Source organism: Tunturiibacter lichenicola (assembly GCF_051013355.1).
Classification (GTDB): Bacteria; Acidobacteriota; Terriglobia; order Terriglobales; family Acidobacteriaceae; genus Edaphobacter; species Edaphobacter lichenicola_F.
Genome location: NZ_CP132944.1, coordinates 3,112,169 through 3,127,544, shown reverse-complemented (window position 1 = coordinate 3,127,544; position 15,376 = coordinate 3,112,169). Strand labels below are relative to the sequence as shown.

At 55.0% G+C, this 15,376-nt stretch carries 13 protein-coding genes, 1 tRNA gene and 1 pseudogene; 7 read left to right on the top strand and 8 right to left on the bottom strand.

What is annotated here, in order from left to right; genetic code table 11:
* Positions 1–421: 421 nt before the first annotated feature.
* From RBB82_RS13270 to RBB82_RS13250, 5 genes are all read left to right on the top strand, one after another.
* Positions 422–1,693 (top strand): hypothetical protein, encoded by a 1,272-nt coding sequence (locus tag RBB82_RS13270; RefSeq protein ID WP_433971033.1) that lies wholly within the window; start codon positions 422–424, stop codon positions 1,691–1,693.
* 580 nt (positions 1,694–2,273) lie between these two features.
* On the top strand, positions 2,274–2,507 hold the full coding sequence (locus RBB82_RS13265) for a hypothetical protein (protein ID WP_433971032.1): 234 nt from the start codon (positions 2,274–2,276) through the stop codon (positions 2,505–2,507).
* 334 nt (positions 2,508–2,841) lie between these two features.
* Positions 2,842–4,260, top strand: coding sequence for a tyrosine-type recombinase/integrase (locus tag RBB82_RS13260; RefSeq protein ID WP_433971030.1), 1,419 nt, complete (start codon positions 2,842–2,844; stop codon positions 4,258–4,260).
* 908 nt (positions 4,261–5,168) lie between these two features.
* Complete coding sequence (locus tag RBB82_RS13255) at positions 5,169–5,585, top strand: HNH endonuclease (RefSeq protein ID WP_433971028.1); 417 nt, start codon at positions 5,169–5,171, stop codon at positions 5,583–5,585.
* Between the two features lie 231 nt (positions 5,586–5,816).
* Positions 5,817–6,365, top strand: coding sequence for a bifunctional DNA primase/polymerase (locus RBB82_RS13250; protein WP_433971026.1), 549 nt, complete (start codon positions 5,817–5,819; stop codon positions 6,363–6,365).
* Positions 6,366–6,857: 492 nt separating this feature from the next.
* Here RBB82_RS13250 and RBB82_RS13245 read toward each other — a convergent pair.
* The 3 genes and pseudogenes from RBB82_RS13245 to RBB82_RS13235 all read right to left on the bottom strand — a co-directional run.
* Positions 6,858–6,975, bottom strand: a tRNA-OTHER gene (locus RBB82_RS13245).
* A 197-nt stretch (positions 6,976–7,172) separates the two neighbouring features.
* Positions 7,173–7,541, bottom strand: a complete 369-nt coding sequence (locus RBB82_RS13240; RefSeq protein ID WP_433971001.1) for a hypothetical protein — start codon at positions 7,539–7,541, stop codon at positions 7,173–7,175.
* Positions 7,542–7,680: 139 nt separating this feature from the next.
* Positions 7,681–8,295, bottom strand: a pseudogene (locus tag RBB82_RS13235) (hypothetical protein); the annotation flags it as partial.
* 169 nt (positions 8,296–8,464) lie between these two features.
* Between RBB82_RS13235 and RBB82_RS13230 the strand changes: the two are divergent.
* Complete coding sequence (locus RBB82_RS13230; RefSeq protein ID WP_433971024.1) at positions 8,465–9,013, top strand: hypothetical protein; 549 nt, start codon at positions 8,465–8,467, stop codon at positions 9,011–9,013.
* An 8-nt stretch (positions 9,014–9,021) separates the two neighbouring features.
* On the opposite strand, the gene RBB82_RS13225 is transcribed toward RBB82_RS13230, so the two are convergent.
* Positions 9,022–9,705: a recombinase family protein gene (locus RBB82_RS13225; protein WP_433971023.1), complete on the bottom strand. Its 684-nt coding sequence runs from the start codon at positions 9,703–9,705 to the stop codon at positions 9,022–9,024.
* A gap of 512 nt (positions 9,706–10,217) precedes the next feature.
* On the opposite strand from RBB82_RS13225, the gene RBB82_RS13220 reads away from it, so the two are divergent.
* Entirely contained in the window at positions 10,218–11,030 is an 813-nt protein-coding gene (locus tag RBB82_RS13220; RefSeq protein ID WP_433971021.1) for a hypothetical protein, read from the top strand.
* A gap of 59 nt (positions 11,031–11,089) precedes the next feature.
* On the opposite strand, the gene RBB82_RS13215 is transcribed toward RBB82_RS13220, so the two are convergent.
* The 4 genes from RBB82_RS13215 to RBB82_RS13200 form a co-directional block, all read right to left on the bottom strand.
* Positions 11,090–11,269, bottom strand: coding sequence for a hypothetical protein (locus RBB82_RS13215; RefSeq protein WP_433971020.1), 180 nt, complete (start codon positions 11,267–11,269; stop codon positions 11,090–11,092).
* A 37-nt stretch (positions 11,270–11,306) separates the two neighbouring features.
* Positions 11,307–12,923 carry a hypothetical protein gene (locus RBB82_RS13210; protein ID WP_433971019.1) on the bottom strand — a complete coding sequence of 539 codons (1,617 nt, stop codon included), beginning with the start codon at positions 12,921–12,923 and terminating at the stop codon, positions 11,307–11,309.
* Positions 12,875–14,053, bottom strand: coding sequence for a BamA/TamA family outer membrane protein (locus RBB82_RS13205; protein WP_433971017.1), 1,179 nt, complete (start codon positions 14,051–14,053; stop codon positions 12,875–12,877). The genes RBB82_RS13210 and RBB82_RS13205 overlap by 49 nt, the downstream gene beginning before the upstream one ends.
* A gap of 127 nt (positions 14,054–14,180) precedes the next feature.
* Positions 14,181–15,338: a hypothetical protein gene (locus RBB82_RS13200; protein ID WP_433971015.1), complete on the bottom strand. Its 1,158-nt coding sequence runs from the start codon at positions 15,336–15,338 to the stop codon at positions 14,181–14,183.
* Positions 15,339–15,376: the final 38 nt, after the last annotated feature.

Here is a 15,376-nt window from a genome sequence, read left to right as displayed (position 1 = left end):
CAATCCCTGAAGATTTCTCTTTCCGAGCGGGCTAACATTTGCCATTAACTGTCTGAGACAGAGCCCGGAGAATCGGAGACACAATCCACTGTCGCGCGTTCGAAAGGGCGGTTGCGGCTCTTATCTTCACCAGTTTAGACGTTCCCCCTACGCTTTGAGTACGACTGAGTCCCGTCACCGAATCTTGCTGCAGGCGGAGCATCATCCACAGCGTGAAGTAGTCTTGGAGTATCCTTGCACCAAAACGCTCCGAGACCCGAAAGCCTCCTAAAGAAAATTCGGACTAAATGCGGAATCCTGAAGAGACGCCTGTGCCTGCCGATATTAACTCTGCCTGCCACTCATTCTTAGCAATGAATCGGCGAGGAGAGAATTTGTGGGGTAGGTCGTGGTCACGAGGCATGAAACAAAATCTGCTCTCTTGGAGAACATATTCAGAATTAAGAGCTGGCACCGGCATAATTTCCGGTGTGACGGACGACTATTCGCGTATTTACGCGTCCAGTTAAACCTTCTCGACGCAACGCTGACAGCAATTGAACAGGAGGATGAAGTTGCCAGCCTCATCCTGGAGTTGAACAAACGCAGGCTGCGTCCTTCCTATGCAGCCGAACCTGATCCAGAGCAAATCTCACTTACCCAGAAAATTCGGAGCAAGAACGCGTTACGAGAACGGTGTGAAAGTCGAATAAAGGAACTGTCGAATAAAGCATATGAGAATCGAGATGAAATCGAGAAGTTGATGGACACATTTCCGGAGGACTTTCCTAATAACGACCCCTTGCGACCCAGTAGCAGGCTCGAGAACCTCGCGTGGACGGAGTCGGAATTGGACGTTGTGCAGAGCGAGATTTGCATCGCACGCGAATTGATCGTGCCGACCGACGAATATTGCCTTGACCGACACGATCTTACGGCCTACCTCAGTCTGCTTTCTCAAGAGTGCGAGTTGGCTCGCAAGTTTTATGAGCTTAGTGCCTCCGCTGACGAGCGTTTGAACGTACTGCGCACAGGCGATGCAAGCAGAGTACAGCATTTGGAATACCTCAAGGGCGTCCTGATCTGGGATCTTGCGAAACCAAAAGAACTTGCATCGTTTGAGGCTGAGCTTGAAGTAGAAAGGGCCGCTTCGAACTCTCCCCATTTTATCGACCAAGCTTATCTGCGTCTCTGGTCAGAGCGGATTCCAATTGGGAAGCAAATGAATGAGATCAGGCGCACTATCAATGGTCGCTCTGAACACTTTCTTAGTGCCTTAAATTCGTTTCATACTCCGGGCACCAGCATTTTGCGACAAAACCTGGCGCTTCCCATTCCCCCAAAGTCTGGTCTTAAAGGAAACGACCAGGCCAAAAACAGAAGACGCAACAAGCAAATCGACGCCATGGAAAGGATAATCGCAAGTTGGTGGCAGAGTTTCCCTCATCATACGGGCACCGCAATCTTGAAGTCGAATTGGGACGAATTGTCTCGACTCATGGTTTGGCAAGATATAGATGTGAAGACCCTCTTACGCACGAAGGCCATCAATGAACGCGTCGCGACCACAAGAAAGCTGTCGGACCTCAAACCCATACACGATTGGCAGACTCTGACGGACCTTCTTACACGCAATGCAGGCTCAGAACTTCGTTTAGCGTTGCAAAAACGATTCTCGGCGATAAGCAAAAAGTACCCCGAAGAATCCGACTAGCGCAATATCTATCCGTTTAGCAATTCCTAAGTGAGTATCAGCCGTGATTGCACTTCCGGCTGCCCTTACGTCGACGTGCCGATCGCCAGGTTTATGACCACCAGTCTCAAACCTCGCCGATGGGACGAAACCTGACTGTCACTAATTTAGCCTCACGAAGTCTACATTCGATCAGGCCGATCCCCTCGTTGGGATCCACGGTGACACAGCGCTCGTTGCAGACTCCATGACCACTATGAATTAGTTCGATCCCATCTGGATTTTGGCCTCCCGTTCTGTGCAATCTGCGCCCATCGAACAAGGCTTGTTGCTTCAGATCGCGCTGGAGAGTCCGGCGGCTCCCGATGCTTCGTTCGCGCGCTTGAATCAAAGGCGGCTCGATGGCCTACGGGGAAGCCTGAAGTCCGGCAGCGGAAGTTGTCCTTGTCCGTTTATCTCCACTCGGACAAGAAAATCTCTGCAGCATTAAATCTCCGATTGTCACAGCACTTTGAGCGATTGGGAGTTGTCCAATCCCACCGGACATGACCAAACGATGTATCCCCTTCGATCTTCTCAACCGAATATGGATGACATGACCATGGGGCACACGGCAAATGATTCGGGGCGCAGATTCTTGGGGGGCCACCTTACTGTGCCCCAGCTCGCCGAGTCCTGGGGATGGAGCCGCAAAACCGTAATTCGAGTCTTCGAGAATGAGCCAGGAGTGCTTGTTCTGGATCGGCCCGAGGCGCGGAACAAACGCGGGTACAGGACATTGACCATCCCCATCGCCGTCGCGGAGCGAGTCCACAAGAGACTCGAGATCAAATGAGGCCGCAATCGAGCTTGAGTGTCTTCGGTGATGACATCGAAGGATTTCGAATTCGGAATTTGAAGGATCATCAAGTGCGGCCGAAGCCTGTCAGGCCAGCTGAACGCTACGTGGGGTGCTATGTGCATCCCTAATCTAGCTAGCACTAGAAATATCCCGTCGTACTACCCCGGGCTCCCTTTACGGGAGCCTTGCCATTTTCTTCTTAACTCGCAATCTGGCCGGGACGCGAGGACGATTGAGTCGCCCCGACGGATCGTCCGGGTCCGCGCCAACCATCCACTCGTCGGCGGTTTGAGCATGCTGCGCACAACCAATCGAAAGAGATCGATAAATGCAAACGAATGTACCTGCCGTTCCGGGTGGGCTCGCACCCTCATGTGAGTCTGTGCGGAGCTTGATTGCCAGTGGGGTGATTCCCCCTATCGTTGCTAACTACATCACCACGCTTGAGGCCCGCTGCTTAGAAAACGAAATCGACAAAAAAGAAGTGCCAAGAAGAGGAAAGAGTATGTCTCGTAGGACAGGACAGAACGGACACGTAGAGAAGAGCGGCAATTGGTGGGTCGTTCGGTGGTGGGAGGACGTACCAGGACAGGCAAAGCGAGTGCATCGGCGCGCAAAAATTTGCCCCGTTACGGGACTTGGCAAGCTTTCAGAATCTGCCCGCAGACGCCGTGCGCGTGAGATCATCGCGGCGAGTGGCTCCGATACACAGGAACATTTTGACCGCGTCGTCAAAATGCAGCCAGCTGGATGCGTGACTTTTAGCGAGCAGTCCAAAATTTGGTTCGCAAACTTAATCGTGAGAAGGCGGGATCCAGTAGCCCCCGCTACCATCGAGACTTGGGAAGCAACTCTGCGCAAGCATCTGATCCCGCTGATTGGGGATATCCCACTCTGCGACGTAAATAACTCTGTGCTGAAGCAAGTAGTCGGAGCACTTGTCGACAAAGGATTGAAACCCGGATCAATACACAATTATTCGCAAATACCCAAAATGGTTATGGCATCTGCGGTCGATGAGGAGGGACAGCCGCTCTATCCGAGAAAATGGAACCATCATTTCATGGATCTTCCCCGGGTCATTCCGAAAGACCAGAACCGTCCCACATACACCCCGGAGCAGATAACGTTCATGGCAAGATGGCCGCACGAGCGGGAACGTATGCTGTTTGTTTTCCTCGCGGGATCAGGAGTCAGAATAGGTGAAGCTCTCGGGCTCGAGATCGACAAACATATTTCCGCGAACTTTCGCACGATAACCATCGAGCAGAAAGTCCGCAGAGGCAAGGTCGAGGAGCGAGTTAAAACCGCCCATGCGGAGAGACAAGTCGACCTGCATCCATCTATTGCCCAGGAGCTCAGCAGGTTTGTGGGTTGCCGAACGAATGGCTTTTTGTTTCAAACCAAGGACGGCCGCCCCCTCTTGGCAAGCTCGCTATACTCGATGCACCTGCAGCCCGCTCTACGACAATTAGGATTCGTCAATGAACAAACAGGAACGACTCGAGCAGGTTTTCATGCCTTTCGCAGATTTCGAACGACCCACCTGCGAAATCGCCAGCCATGTCCTCCTGGACTTGTCCAGTACTGGATGGGTCACGCACCACAGACTATGGACGACTTCTACGATCTGGTTAGGAGGGATGAGGCGCTTCGGAGGGAATGGGCGGAGAAATGCGGATTCGGTTTCGAACTGCCCTCAGGTGTCCCGATTGTCCCGAAAACGGATCTAGGCGAGATGGAGTAACTCACCTTATAGACCATTACATATCAACGATATGCGGGAGGATGGACGAAGCCATCCTCCCGTATGTATTTATACCTCGCTAGTATCATCGCCTGTCGGATACTAGCTGTTTGTTATGAACGACTTAGGTGGGATATGATCTTTGGATCACTCCCCCTGAGTTGTACCGAATTTGTACCGATCCGCCCCTACTCTTCCAATGCCCCAATAGACTTTCAGGTTTGGTTTCGGACGGCAAAAGCTATGCCTCTAACACGCGTTCACGGGAGGTTTAAGACTCCTCACTCTTACGAATTCAACCCCTCATCAATGTTGCAGACAAAAAGGGACGCTCAAACGAGCGGCCCTTTTTTGTCTGCAACAACCTCGTAATCGCCGCTGGCGCGGTTACGAATTCCAGAAAGGATGTTCATGTATTCCGAAACTATTAACAAACTCGCAGCCCCCTCTGATCCAAAGGAGGTGACCGGGTATCCCGTAATCTCCAGCTCCGACTGCACGGTCTGCCGCTTCGAGCCCCATGTGTAGTGGAGGTCTTACATCGAAAGACTCAATGCTGTCCTTATCACGGTAGTGTCGCCCCCGGATGCCGTCCTTGTACAGGTTACCCACGGCTCCACTAATATCGCAGGCCTTCTGAACCTCTGTGGGTATGGCAATAAAGATGCGCGTTCCTTCGCCGTTATCAAGGGGCTCGCCGACAGCGATCAGCCCAGGAAAGTCCAGAATCTCAATGGAGCCAGTTAATTCCGCACCCCCTCTCCACTGCACTCGCATCCGTCCGCCTTAGCTTACTCAAAATATCGGCACTTTAGGAGAAAGGCTCCAGACCCCCCGCAGCCCAGTCGCCAAGACTGGGCATTTCTACGTAAACCTACGCAACACCTAACTGAAAGTGAAACCCATATATGAAAACCCCAACTGGAAACCAACTTCCCCGACGTAAGATCCTGTGGCTCCAGGCAGACAAGAGGTGTCACTGGTGCGGACGCGCCACACTTCTCTGTGACAATGTTGCACCCGACCAGGCCACCGTCGACCACAGTATCCCGCGCGGCCGCGGAGGTCCCAACAGTATCGAAAACTGCGTCAGCGCTTGCCGGCAGTGTAACGACGATCGTAATCGCTGGGACATCCTTTCACCTGGGCATAAGGGACCGGCACCAAAGGTCAGCACCGCCGAAGACCTAGTTGCTGCGCTGAATGAGACTTCTATCCAGCGCGACGCGGCCGTCTTGCAGCTCAGAAAGCAACGAGCTTGGAATCAGCGGTACCTTGCGGACCTCCGGATATTCCTTAACCAGCGGTCGGCGGCCAGTCGCTAACCGCTCCGCCCCAAGGCAGCGTATGACGCCGGTTTCATTGCGGGATGGGCGTTACCTCGAATCGATGTCCTGCTGATTTCAAACGTGGCCGATCTGTTGAGATACCCATCTCTCCCGGGCCGCCGCCCACGCGGGGACGCTCTAAATTCCTCAACAGACATCGCACCGATCAGTGCACTCGTTGTCTTCGACGGGTAGCGCTGCGGCTGACCATTTAACTCAAGGAGAAGAATGAAAATTCCAACAGCTTTTTTGCCAAAATACGGACAGCAGGTTGTCGCGCTGCCCACACGCTCATTCAACGCACCTCCATGTTCGACGGATCTCCCCATTGAGGTGCTCCAGGTGGACCATCTGTGGCGCCTGTTTCCGATTGAGCCAGGAAATAGGCTCACGCCTGCAAAGGTAAGAATCGAAGACGCGACCGCCGACCCGGCCCAATTGGAGCAATGGGCGCGCGAACTCCCAGGCTGCAACTGGGGTCTCGCCACCGGCGCAACATCTGGAGTCTTCGTCCTGGAAATGGATATCAGAAGTGCCGGCAACGCGCTCCGCAATCTTTGCGAGGACGATTGGGATTGGCGCCAGACGCTTCTGATGAGTGCCGGAGACGCAGGGTACGCATTCTTTCGCTGGCCGGCAGGCCGAGCCATGCGCCGCTCCGACCCAGCGCCAGGGCTAAGAATACGCGGGGAAAGGGATTGTGTGCTGGTTCCGCCCTCGGTCTCCCACGCTTATCTGGATCCAGATGGTCGATCGCAGCCGCACCGCAGTGGCTGATCGATTCCGCATTTACAGGATTGGAGGAACAATCATCAGGCAAGGTACTGGCTTTTCCGAACTCCCTCTCGCAGGAGGCTTCAACCACGGCTCGCCCGCCGGGATTGTCCTATGCCAAACTTCTCCCCTTCGTCGCCCAGGCTTGTCCGTCAGACCCTCGGCATCGTGTTGTTATTTACATGTCCTTTCAATTTCACCGCGACCGATGGCGGTGCAATTTTTTAGAAAAGGATCTCCAAACACGATTACCTCGAACGTTGAACCTGGCGACAGCTGAGGAGGTGATAGCGTTAGCGGACCGGGGTGGCGGATTGTCGAACCTGGCGGGCCGACATGCGCTCGATCTGGCGATCGCAACCGGACGGGGCGGCGTCTTTCTCGCTCTGACCACAGACCAACATACCCAGCTACAGAAGTATTGCAAACCGGCAAGCGCAGGCTCGCATTCGCGATACCTGTAGCGCAGTGGTGCAAAGGGTATGATTAAGGAGGACACCGGGGGGAGGATTCGAACCTCCGACCCCCAACTCGACAGTGGCCAGGTTATTCCTTCGCGGGGAGACCTGGCTGCTGCTGCTTGTGGGGCTCTATCCGTCTGAGCTACCCGGTGATTTTGTGCCGCTCTCCAGTAGCGTTCGTGAAGAGGTTCTATGTGAGGTGCGACGGGATCAACAACAGTGGGAGCGAAGGGAGCAAGAACCCCGAACCAAACACCGCCGGGTCCACGAGCAAGGCCGCGTCTAAGGGACTGGAGCCGCTGTCCGGGCTAACTCCAATGCACGTCGCGGCGTATGTCGAGCAACTCGGTCATACGCACTCGAGGCCGACCGTCAAACAACATCTCGCCGCGATCCGGATGCTCTTCGACTGGCTGGTGACCGGGCACATTACCTGACTCCCGACGAAGGAGAAGCCGCGGGCAAACTCCAAGAGAAGGTCGCGCAGATGGTCAACAGCCCCCGTTCGATCTCCCGATCCTTCGCCGTTGCCGAGTTCGTAGGAGATGAAGGCCTTCTTCCCGTTGATCAGCGGGGTTGGAACGGGAGCCTCGACGGTGTTAACTCCGACGCCGGCGGAGCTCTTCTTCGGCGTGCCGAGCCGGATGATCTGGGCCGGGGCGGTGAGACCCGCGATGAGCAAGAAGCTGGCGAGGAGTTTCGGGAAGTGGCGAAGCATGTTTCTCTCCAAGACAGCAAGCGGCTGTGCTGCTAGGTTACAGACGTGCCTGATGTTCCCGATGCCACAGTGATGTTATTTTTTGCATCCCATGTCTTGATTGGGGAAGAGTTTTACATCCCAATGGCTTCGCAGGATTTTACGCGCGAGCGGGCTGCCAGCGGACGGCCTCCAACCGACTCCCGACCACCACCATCGCCTTCGCGTGGCCGCTCAGTAGGGGCTGTACATTCTCGCGAAAGTGCTCCACGACCACCTGCACCTTTTGCGAGATGTTGTATGGGTGGAGCCGGACCCATCGCATGATGCCCTTCATGGCCTCATTGCGCTCGACCTCGCGGTCGTCCCACTCCTTACCGTTGTGCGCCAACTTGAACGCCAACTTGTAGGACGTGTAGTTCTGCAACACATCAAGGATGAAGCCCTCTTCGATGGCCTGGCGCATGGAGTACACGTGGAATGGGGCTGGCAGGTTGTCGGGACCGGCGGGGAGGTTCTGGATGGTGCAGACGACGATCTTCTTCGTGCCGGAGAGTGCCTGCGCTAGTTCGCCACTTTTGCTCGAGCTTTCGCCCTTGATCGTGGCGACGACTCCGGCGGTGCGTTCAAAGTCGAAGATGGCCTCCTGTAGCTGCTGGTCGATCACGTTGCGGTCGGACACCACCAACACTGAATCGAAAATCTTCTTGTGCTGTGCGTCGTGCAGGTCGGCTAGGAAGTGTGCGGACCAGGCGATCGAGTTGGTCTTGCCGGAGCCTGCCGCGACGGCAGCTTACGGAGGCGAGAAGAGTGAACGATGAAGTAGAGATGGCTCGTAGATTCTTTGGATATGGCCGCTGGGGTGCCCCATATTGGTTTATTGGTCCAGAGCAAGGGAAGGGACCGGGGGAAGCTGCTGACAATGCCCCCGCGTGAACGCATGGGTGAAGCTTGAGAAGCGCGAACTCTGCGACTGCAAAGCGTTCCACGACGAGATCGGCGAAGAGAAGTGGCATAGAGGATTGCTAGGTAAGCCGCGCCTTCAGCGAACGTGGCGACCTTTGATGCTGCTCTTAAAGACTTTGCTCAATGAACCCGCTGGACGAGACGACCTTCGGGCCTACCAACGTGACTCATGGGGACGCCAAAACGGAGGTGAGACTTGTGTCATCGACCTGTCGGGGCTGGCCGCTAAGACGCTTCAAATGCCAATCGATCGAAAGCAGTTCCGAAATGAGAGGATTGGAGTTATTTGCGACAAGCTTCGAGAACACCAGCCCAGGCTTGTAGTCATGTACGGCAAGGGCGAGAAGCAGTGCTGGCAGCAGATCGCCGCAGCCGGGCTAGAACCGGAACAGCCTTACACAGTAGGTTCAACGATCTTCGTCATGACGACGCACCCAAATACGCATGGTCGCACAGATGCAGACTGGATGGGCTTAGGCGAGCGGCTCCGAAAAGTTGACGCCCTCCGACGAGGTCTCGATATATAGAGGAGCAGCTACATATGAGATCGCCCGCTACCTAGCATACCCTTCCGACTCATTCGCCCAGGCGAATTTACCCTGTCTGTCGATTTACCCACCACAGACCTAGGACAGGACTCTTTGTCATCATTCACTCGTACATACTGGTACAAAGTCTCGCGGCTGATCTCGAACTCGCGGGCGAGCGCCGCCTTCTTCTCGCCGGATGCAACACGTGCCCGGAGTTCCTGCGAACGGTCCGGAGTAAGCGACGGTCTACGACCTTTGTATACCCCCGCTTTCTTCGCCAGCGCGATGCCCTCACGCTGGCGCTCTCTGATAAGTGACCGCTCGAACTCGGCGAACGCCCCCATCATGCTGAGAAGGAGTTTGCTCATCGCGTTGTCTTCGCCTGTGAATGTAAGCCGCTCCTTCTCGAATTCGACCGTGACGCCGCGTCCGGTGAGGTCCATCACGATCTTTCGCAGATCATCGAGGTTTCGGGCAAGCCGATCCATCGAGTGAACGACCAGCACGTCACCATCACGGAGGTAGTCGAGCGCGGCCTGGAGCTGAGGACGCTTGGTATCCTTGCCGCTTGCCTTGTCTATGAACCGCTTGTCCAGGTTTACGCCGTCCAATTGCCTCTCGGCATTTTGCCCAACGCTGGATATCCTGACGTATCCGACCCGTTTCCCGCCTCGCTTCGCTGGCGCCATACCGGCAACTCCCTCTGTAGTGTCAGGGTAGAGTTTAAGATGCTATTAGCAAAATGTCAATAAAATCTATAATAGACCCTATCCTGACGTAAAGCAGTGACGATCTGGTTGTCAGGTATGGGTATACCCTAGCCGGACACCGAGCGGTGTCCGATGGATCGCAAATCGTATGGCAAAACTCGTATTTTTCCTTCTCATGAGTCAGAGAGGCCAGTGCGTCGTTGGCATGGGCAACGGAGCAACAGTGTCGAATGCCCGATTGCGGCCTTCTGGAGTGCTATGGTGCCGATGGCTTACCATTTTTCGATTAGCCCCCAAGGGGCGAATTGAAAAATGATTAGCTGTTCTTTGTCCACAAAACGCGTTTCGCCCCTAGGGGTAAGATTGAATTAGAAGGCACTTGGTGTCACGAAATCGCCCGCCATTACAGCGGTTGGGCAAGTCCGCCCGTGTAACGGAAACTCGATGTGTGTTTCAGGGGAGTAAGCGGGGGCATCAAAGGGAAAGAGATCATGACGCTCAAGCTGAAATACGGATTTCTCACCGCGCTGACTTTGGCGGCGTCGATCGCGTGGGCCGATACATTGGAGTTGAAGAACGGGAGTCTGATTAAGGGCAAGTTCCTGAGTGGCACGGAGACTGAAATCAGCTTCCAGGTCGGCTCGACGGTACAGAAATATAACGTCGCTGACATCGTTTCGCTCAAGTTCAATTCGGATGGCGGAGCAAGTGCCCCGGCGCCGCAGCCACAGAGTTCGCTACCCGACGATCCGGGGACGCTAGCGCATGTCGAAATGAAGCCCGCCTATGTAATTATTCCAGCCGGGACGCTAATTTCTGTGCGCACCGTTGATGCCATCGATTCCACCTCTAGCCTCGTGGGAGATCGCTTCCTGGCCGCACTCGAAGAGCCCCTGACGTTGGAGGACAACGTGGTAGTCGCGAGAGATACCCCCGTCTATGGCCGGCTGACACAAGCGAAGGAGTCAGGAACGTTCACCGGCAGATCGCAGCTGCGTCTGGAGCTGACCGGGATTGTAGTGAATGGAAAGATGGTGCCCGTGGTGACAGGAGAATATGAAGTCACCGGCAAGTCGCGCGGCGCGAGCACTGCGAAGAGAACGGCCGGCGGAGCGGTTCTTGGAGCGATCATCGGTGCCGCTGCCGACGGCGGCCAGGGAGCAGCGGTCGGCGCGGGCGTCGGCGCAACTGCTGGCGCAGGCTCAGAAATCATCACTGGAGGTGACCAGGTAAGGGTGCCGAGTGAGACCCTGATCGACTTCACGCTGCAGCAAGATGTGTCGATACCGGCGCACCACAGCTAATTCCTGATACAGACAGCAGCATCCGTCCGGATCTGTTGCCGATGCACGGTGTCTGTTCCTCAGCCACCGTGCATCAGAATGTGGTTCGACTTTGGATCTGGAACTGTTACAGGGACTGGCAGGTCTGCCAGAGCCGGAGGAGAACCGAGTAGTTCGAGCTCGGAAAACTTCGCTGTCTGGAGGAGAAATCGCCTTCGACTCCACTCAACCCCTCCACCCGCTTTCATCCAGTCATCCATTCTGGCTCCTTCGCAGCACCTTACCTCTCGGTCTTTGTTATAAGGAAGTTCTCTCGATCCCTACAGGCTTCCACTGATCACCATTTCTTCTGAAAACAACGGTTACTGTCCGATGCGTTTGTTTCGTATCGGTCAACGTGCACCCTATAAAGCTGCCCTCGTTTGAGGATGCCAAAGCTGCCGGCACCGCATCGGACGAAACACCTGCCACCGGCGACTTGCGGCCCGACTGATTGTCGAATGAAAACCAGGAGTAGTTGTAGATGGAGGCTGAAAGAACTCCATACTTCTGTCCCAGGTCGGTGAAGCGCAGCTTACCATCCGCGACGACGAAGTCCTCAAGTGGCGCCACCTGTGAAAACCATGCCTTCCCAACGAGATCACGACGAGCGATGAGAACCTTCGTAAGGTAATCCGTTACCGCGGGATTGGAGAACTGCCCCTGTTCCGCGATGGCTCGAATGTCTTCATTACTGAACGACATCACCCGTTTAGCTCCCCAATATGCGTCTTGCGGCGTCATCTCTAGGAACGCAGGGTTCGGATAGTTAGGCTTCCAGGTCAGCGGGTCGAAGCCTGTCGTTGTGAAGTTTCCCGCTGCCGTTAGGTGTTGCGGATACTTCGCTTTCTCCCAGGAAGCCGGGACGAATCCAAGCGTAATAGCGCGGTTAGCTTGTTCTCGGCTCGTGGGAAGCCAGAACTCCTGCCCATGCCGAGGATCCTTGGCGATATCGCTATCGCTTCCGAATGAGTCTCCAAAGTCGAGAAGATGGTGAACGATTCTGGCATCGGATCCCTTTCCGTCAACGGAATCGAGGCTGTTGTCTCCTTTTGCATCCGTGTGATTGAGCCATGCAAACAGAACTTCCAGTCCGCGAAGATCGCGGCGGCGGTCGTGCGGAATCAAGTCATTTGGATCATCGCCGCGCACGAACTCGTATCGGAAAGGTCCGATGATGCGGCCCGACATCGAAAGACTGGCCATCAGCCGTATGCGGCCATCGGACTCGCCCGGCACCACATCCAGAATCTTCTCGAGTTGAGAACGATTCATCGGATGTTTCTTACCAGAAAGCGCAGTGATCGTCGCCTTCTCCGACAGGCGGAAGTCTTCACGGTGCGCGAGCAGGATGTAATTTTCGGGGACGTTATAACCAGCGGCATAGAGGAAGAGCGCGCCCATAACATCAGCCGAGGTCGCCATCTCGGGATTTGTCGGGGGATCAACTTTTATAAAGTATGTGAGTCCACGACCGTCCTTGATGCGAAAACCAGGGGTGACCCCTTCGGTCTTCGCAGCAATGACAGTAAACGGCGGCTGCGGGCCACCATGAACCCTTGCCCCTTTCCGGAGTTCCTCTGTCGTCAACGGCGGACGGTTCGTGAACCAGCTGGAGTCAGGAACCTCTCCAAGAGTATTGACGCCCAAGCTCGGTGTCGCTGGAGGCGTCTTGTATTTCGCGGAGTGGTACATGAAGTCGTACATCGCATTAATGCTCTGAACGCCGGCCTTTTGTGCAGACCCGACCTCGGGTACTTTCTGGATAGGGTCGTCCGGACGATACTGCTGAGCAATGACTGCTGGGACCTGGCAAGCCACACCCACTAGAACGAACGATAGAGTTTTCCGAACGCATTGTTGAAGACGAACCATACTTTGACTCCTTCTGGCGAAAAGCCGACGTCGAACCGCATAATCTCTTGCTGCTTGTTTTTGAACCTGACTCCGAAACCGCCGTCACCACGCAACTCGCGAAGCCCGATCAGGCCCGGACGGCTGTAGACATTCCCGCCGTCACCGAACAAAGCCATCTCGACGCTTCCTGCGACCGACCACTTGTATTCACCGCTTAGTACAGAGGCGCCATTGTCGTAATAGCGGTAACGCTCGTAACCACGGAGGTCGTTAGGACCGCCAAGTGTCGGCTGGAGATAGAACGGCACCTGCTGCCCGTCAGCGTGAAACGTTGTTTCGTTGCGCGCACGAAATGCAAGGGTTCTCATTCCGTTGATGAATGGTACGTAGTACGTAGCCTGGGTTTGCAGTAGATGAAAGGACGAGTTGTTGCCGCTTTGATCCCAGAACTGCGTATCCTGAGCCTCAAGAATCAGACCTTTCGGATTGCTGAAGCTCGGAGTCGTCAGATTGGCAGTGATCGATGCCGTTCCGGTGATGAAATTCGACTGCTTCTCCAGACCCGGTGTGTTGGCCTCGTTGAAGATCTGCTCTGTCGACGGCCAGTCGTTGCGATCTCCAGGCCCGACGTTTACGAGCAGACCACCGACAGAGTAACCAGCTGACAACTTCTGATCGAGAAGATGGAACTGGCCGCCGAAGTGCGCACTGGTAAATTCGCTGCGGTAGTCGCTCTGGTTGTCCTTGCTCGAATTTGAGCCTTCACCGTAATAGGGCATCGAGGCCGCATTTTGGTATGCACCGGCTGCTGTAAGTTGCAGATGGTTATTCATCAAGCCGACGAAATCGAGATTTGACTGCCCCTTGTACCACTTCCTTGTAGAGCCCACGAGGTAGCTGTCGCTGATCAAATGTTCGTGTAGCCAGTCACGTCGGATGTACCGGGGACCAAGGGAGAATCCTCCACCTGAGGGCAAACCACCAGATTTAAAAGTCAGCCTGTTGGGTTTGACAAGTGGGTCAACGACCTTCTCTTCGAGTCCATCGAACTCCTGTTCCCCGTGCGATGGCGCAACAGGGCTTAGGGCTTTCTCTTTGGCCTTCTCGGCGTCGATGATTCCGGAAGCCGTATCCCTTGGGGACGGCACCTGGGTTTCCTGTGCCAAGCTGGACGCACAGCTGAGGCAACTTAGTGTGAGAGTCGTGTATACCGCAATCGTTCGAAAAATATCTCTGGTCATAGTCGGTTTCTTCCTGCAGCAAATCTGCCTTTCCTCAAGCAAGAACAGCTCCCTCTCGAGCAAGCTTCTGAAGAGGCAGTTGGATTTCGTTATTCCTTTCGGCAGCAGCTTTCATGTGATCCACGCGTCGCAAGAGCCACTCACTAGAGATCCAGAGAGCGGTTCCGAGCGATGCAACAACGAGCAATGTGTATCTGAAATTTATGCCAGCGTGCTCCGAGAGAAGCAGATGCAACATGCCGGCTGCAGACACATCTCCCAGACGCTCGCCGACTACATCGACGAGCGGGCGCACCTCGACTCGCAACCTGTCCGGCAACGCTGCATAAACCATTTCGATACCGCAACGCGATGCCGAATTCCGCAGTGAGTACTCCCCAATCCGGAGGAACCCGAACACCTGGAAGACAGGCATAGCCACGCTTGCCAGTGCGGCTGCAGTCAGGATGCCGGGATAGAGGGTTAGACAACGCTTCGCCCATGGACCCCTCGTAATCCTCCGGACCGCAAACTGTGAGAGCAATGCTCCGAGGCATAGGAAACCTTGCAGTGATCCCATGAAGTGGATCCGCTCGGCCTGGGAGGTGTAGTGCTCCGCGACTCTCACCCGGAACACAAGATCAAGGAGTGTAGATCCGGAAGCTCCAAGAATCGTGACGATCACGAGCATTCGAACTACTGCGCTCGTCCAGTTCCGCCGTACCTGGTTCAACTCTTCAAACTTTTTCTTGCCGGCGGGGGTGCAACTTCCGTCCTTGTGAAAGAGAAGCAGCGAAGAGACACAAACATCCATCACGGCGAGCATCACCAGCGACGATCGAAGGTTGCTTGACGAAGGCAGGTGCACCAACCCGAAGCCGGCGAACATTCCCGCAGCTGTACCGGAGATCAGAACAGAGGGGACCTTGTTCGTATTGCCGTGGTTGCAGTTACTCGTCCAATCTCCAATCAATACCCATATCAAAGACAGCCCGATCGCAGTCGAAGCCGACACCTCGATGTAATACGCTCTCAGCATCCAGCTATGGGTCTGGTACTGGAAAGCAATGATGATTTCTGCAACGGCGTTTAGCACATAGAAAAACCGAATCACGTGAATTCTGGCATCCGATCGCAGGAACAAGGAGCAGATCAGGCTCAGGGTGATTGCGAGCAATGTGCCAAGGAAGGTAAGGCCTGGAAGTTCGGACACCGATAGTCCAGACCCGAGCAACGAATCTCTGAACGCCC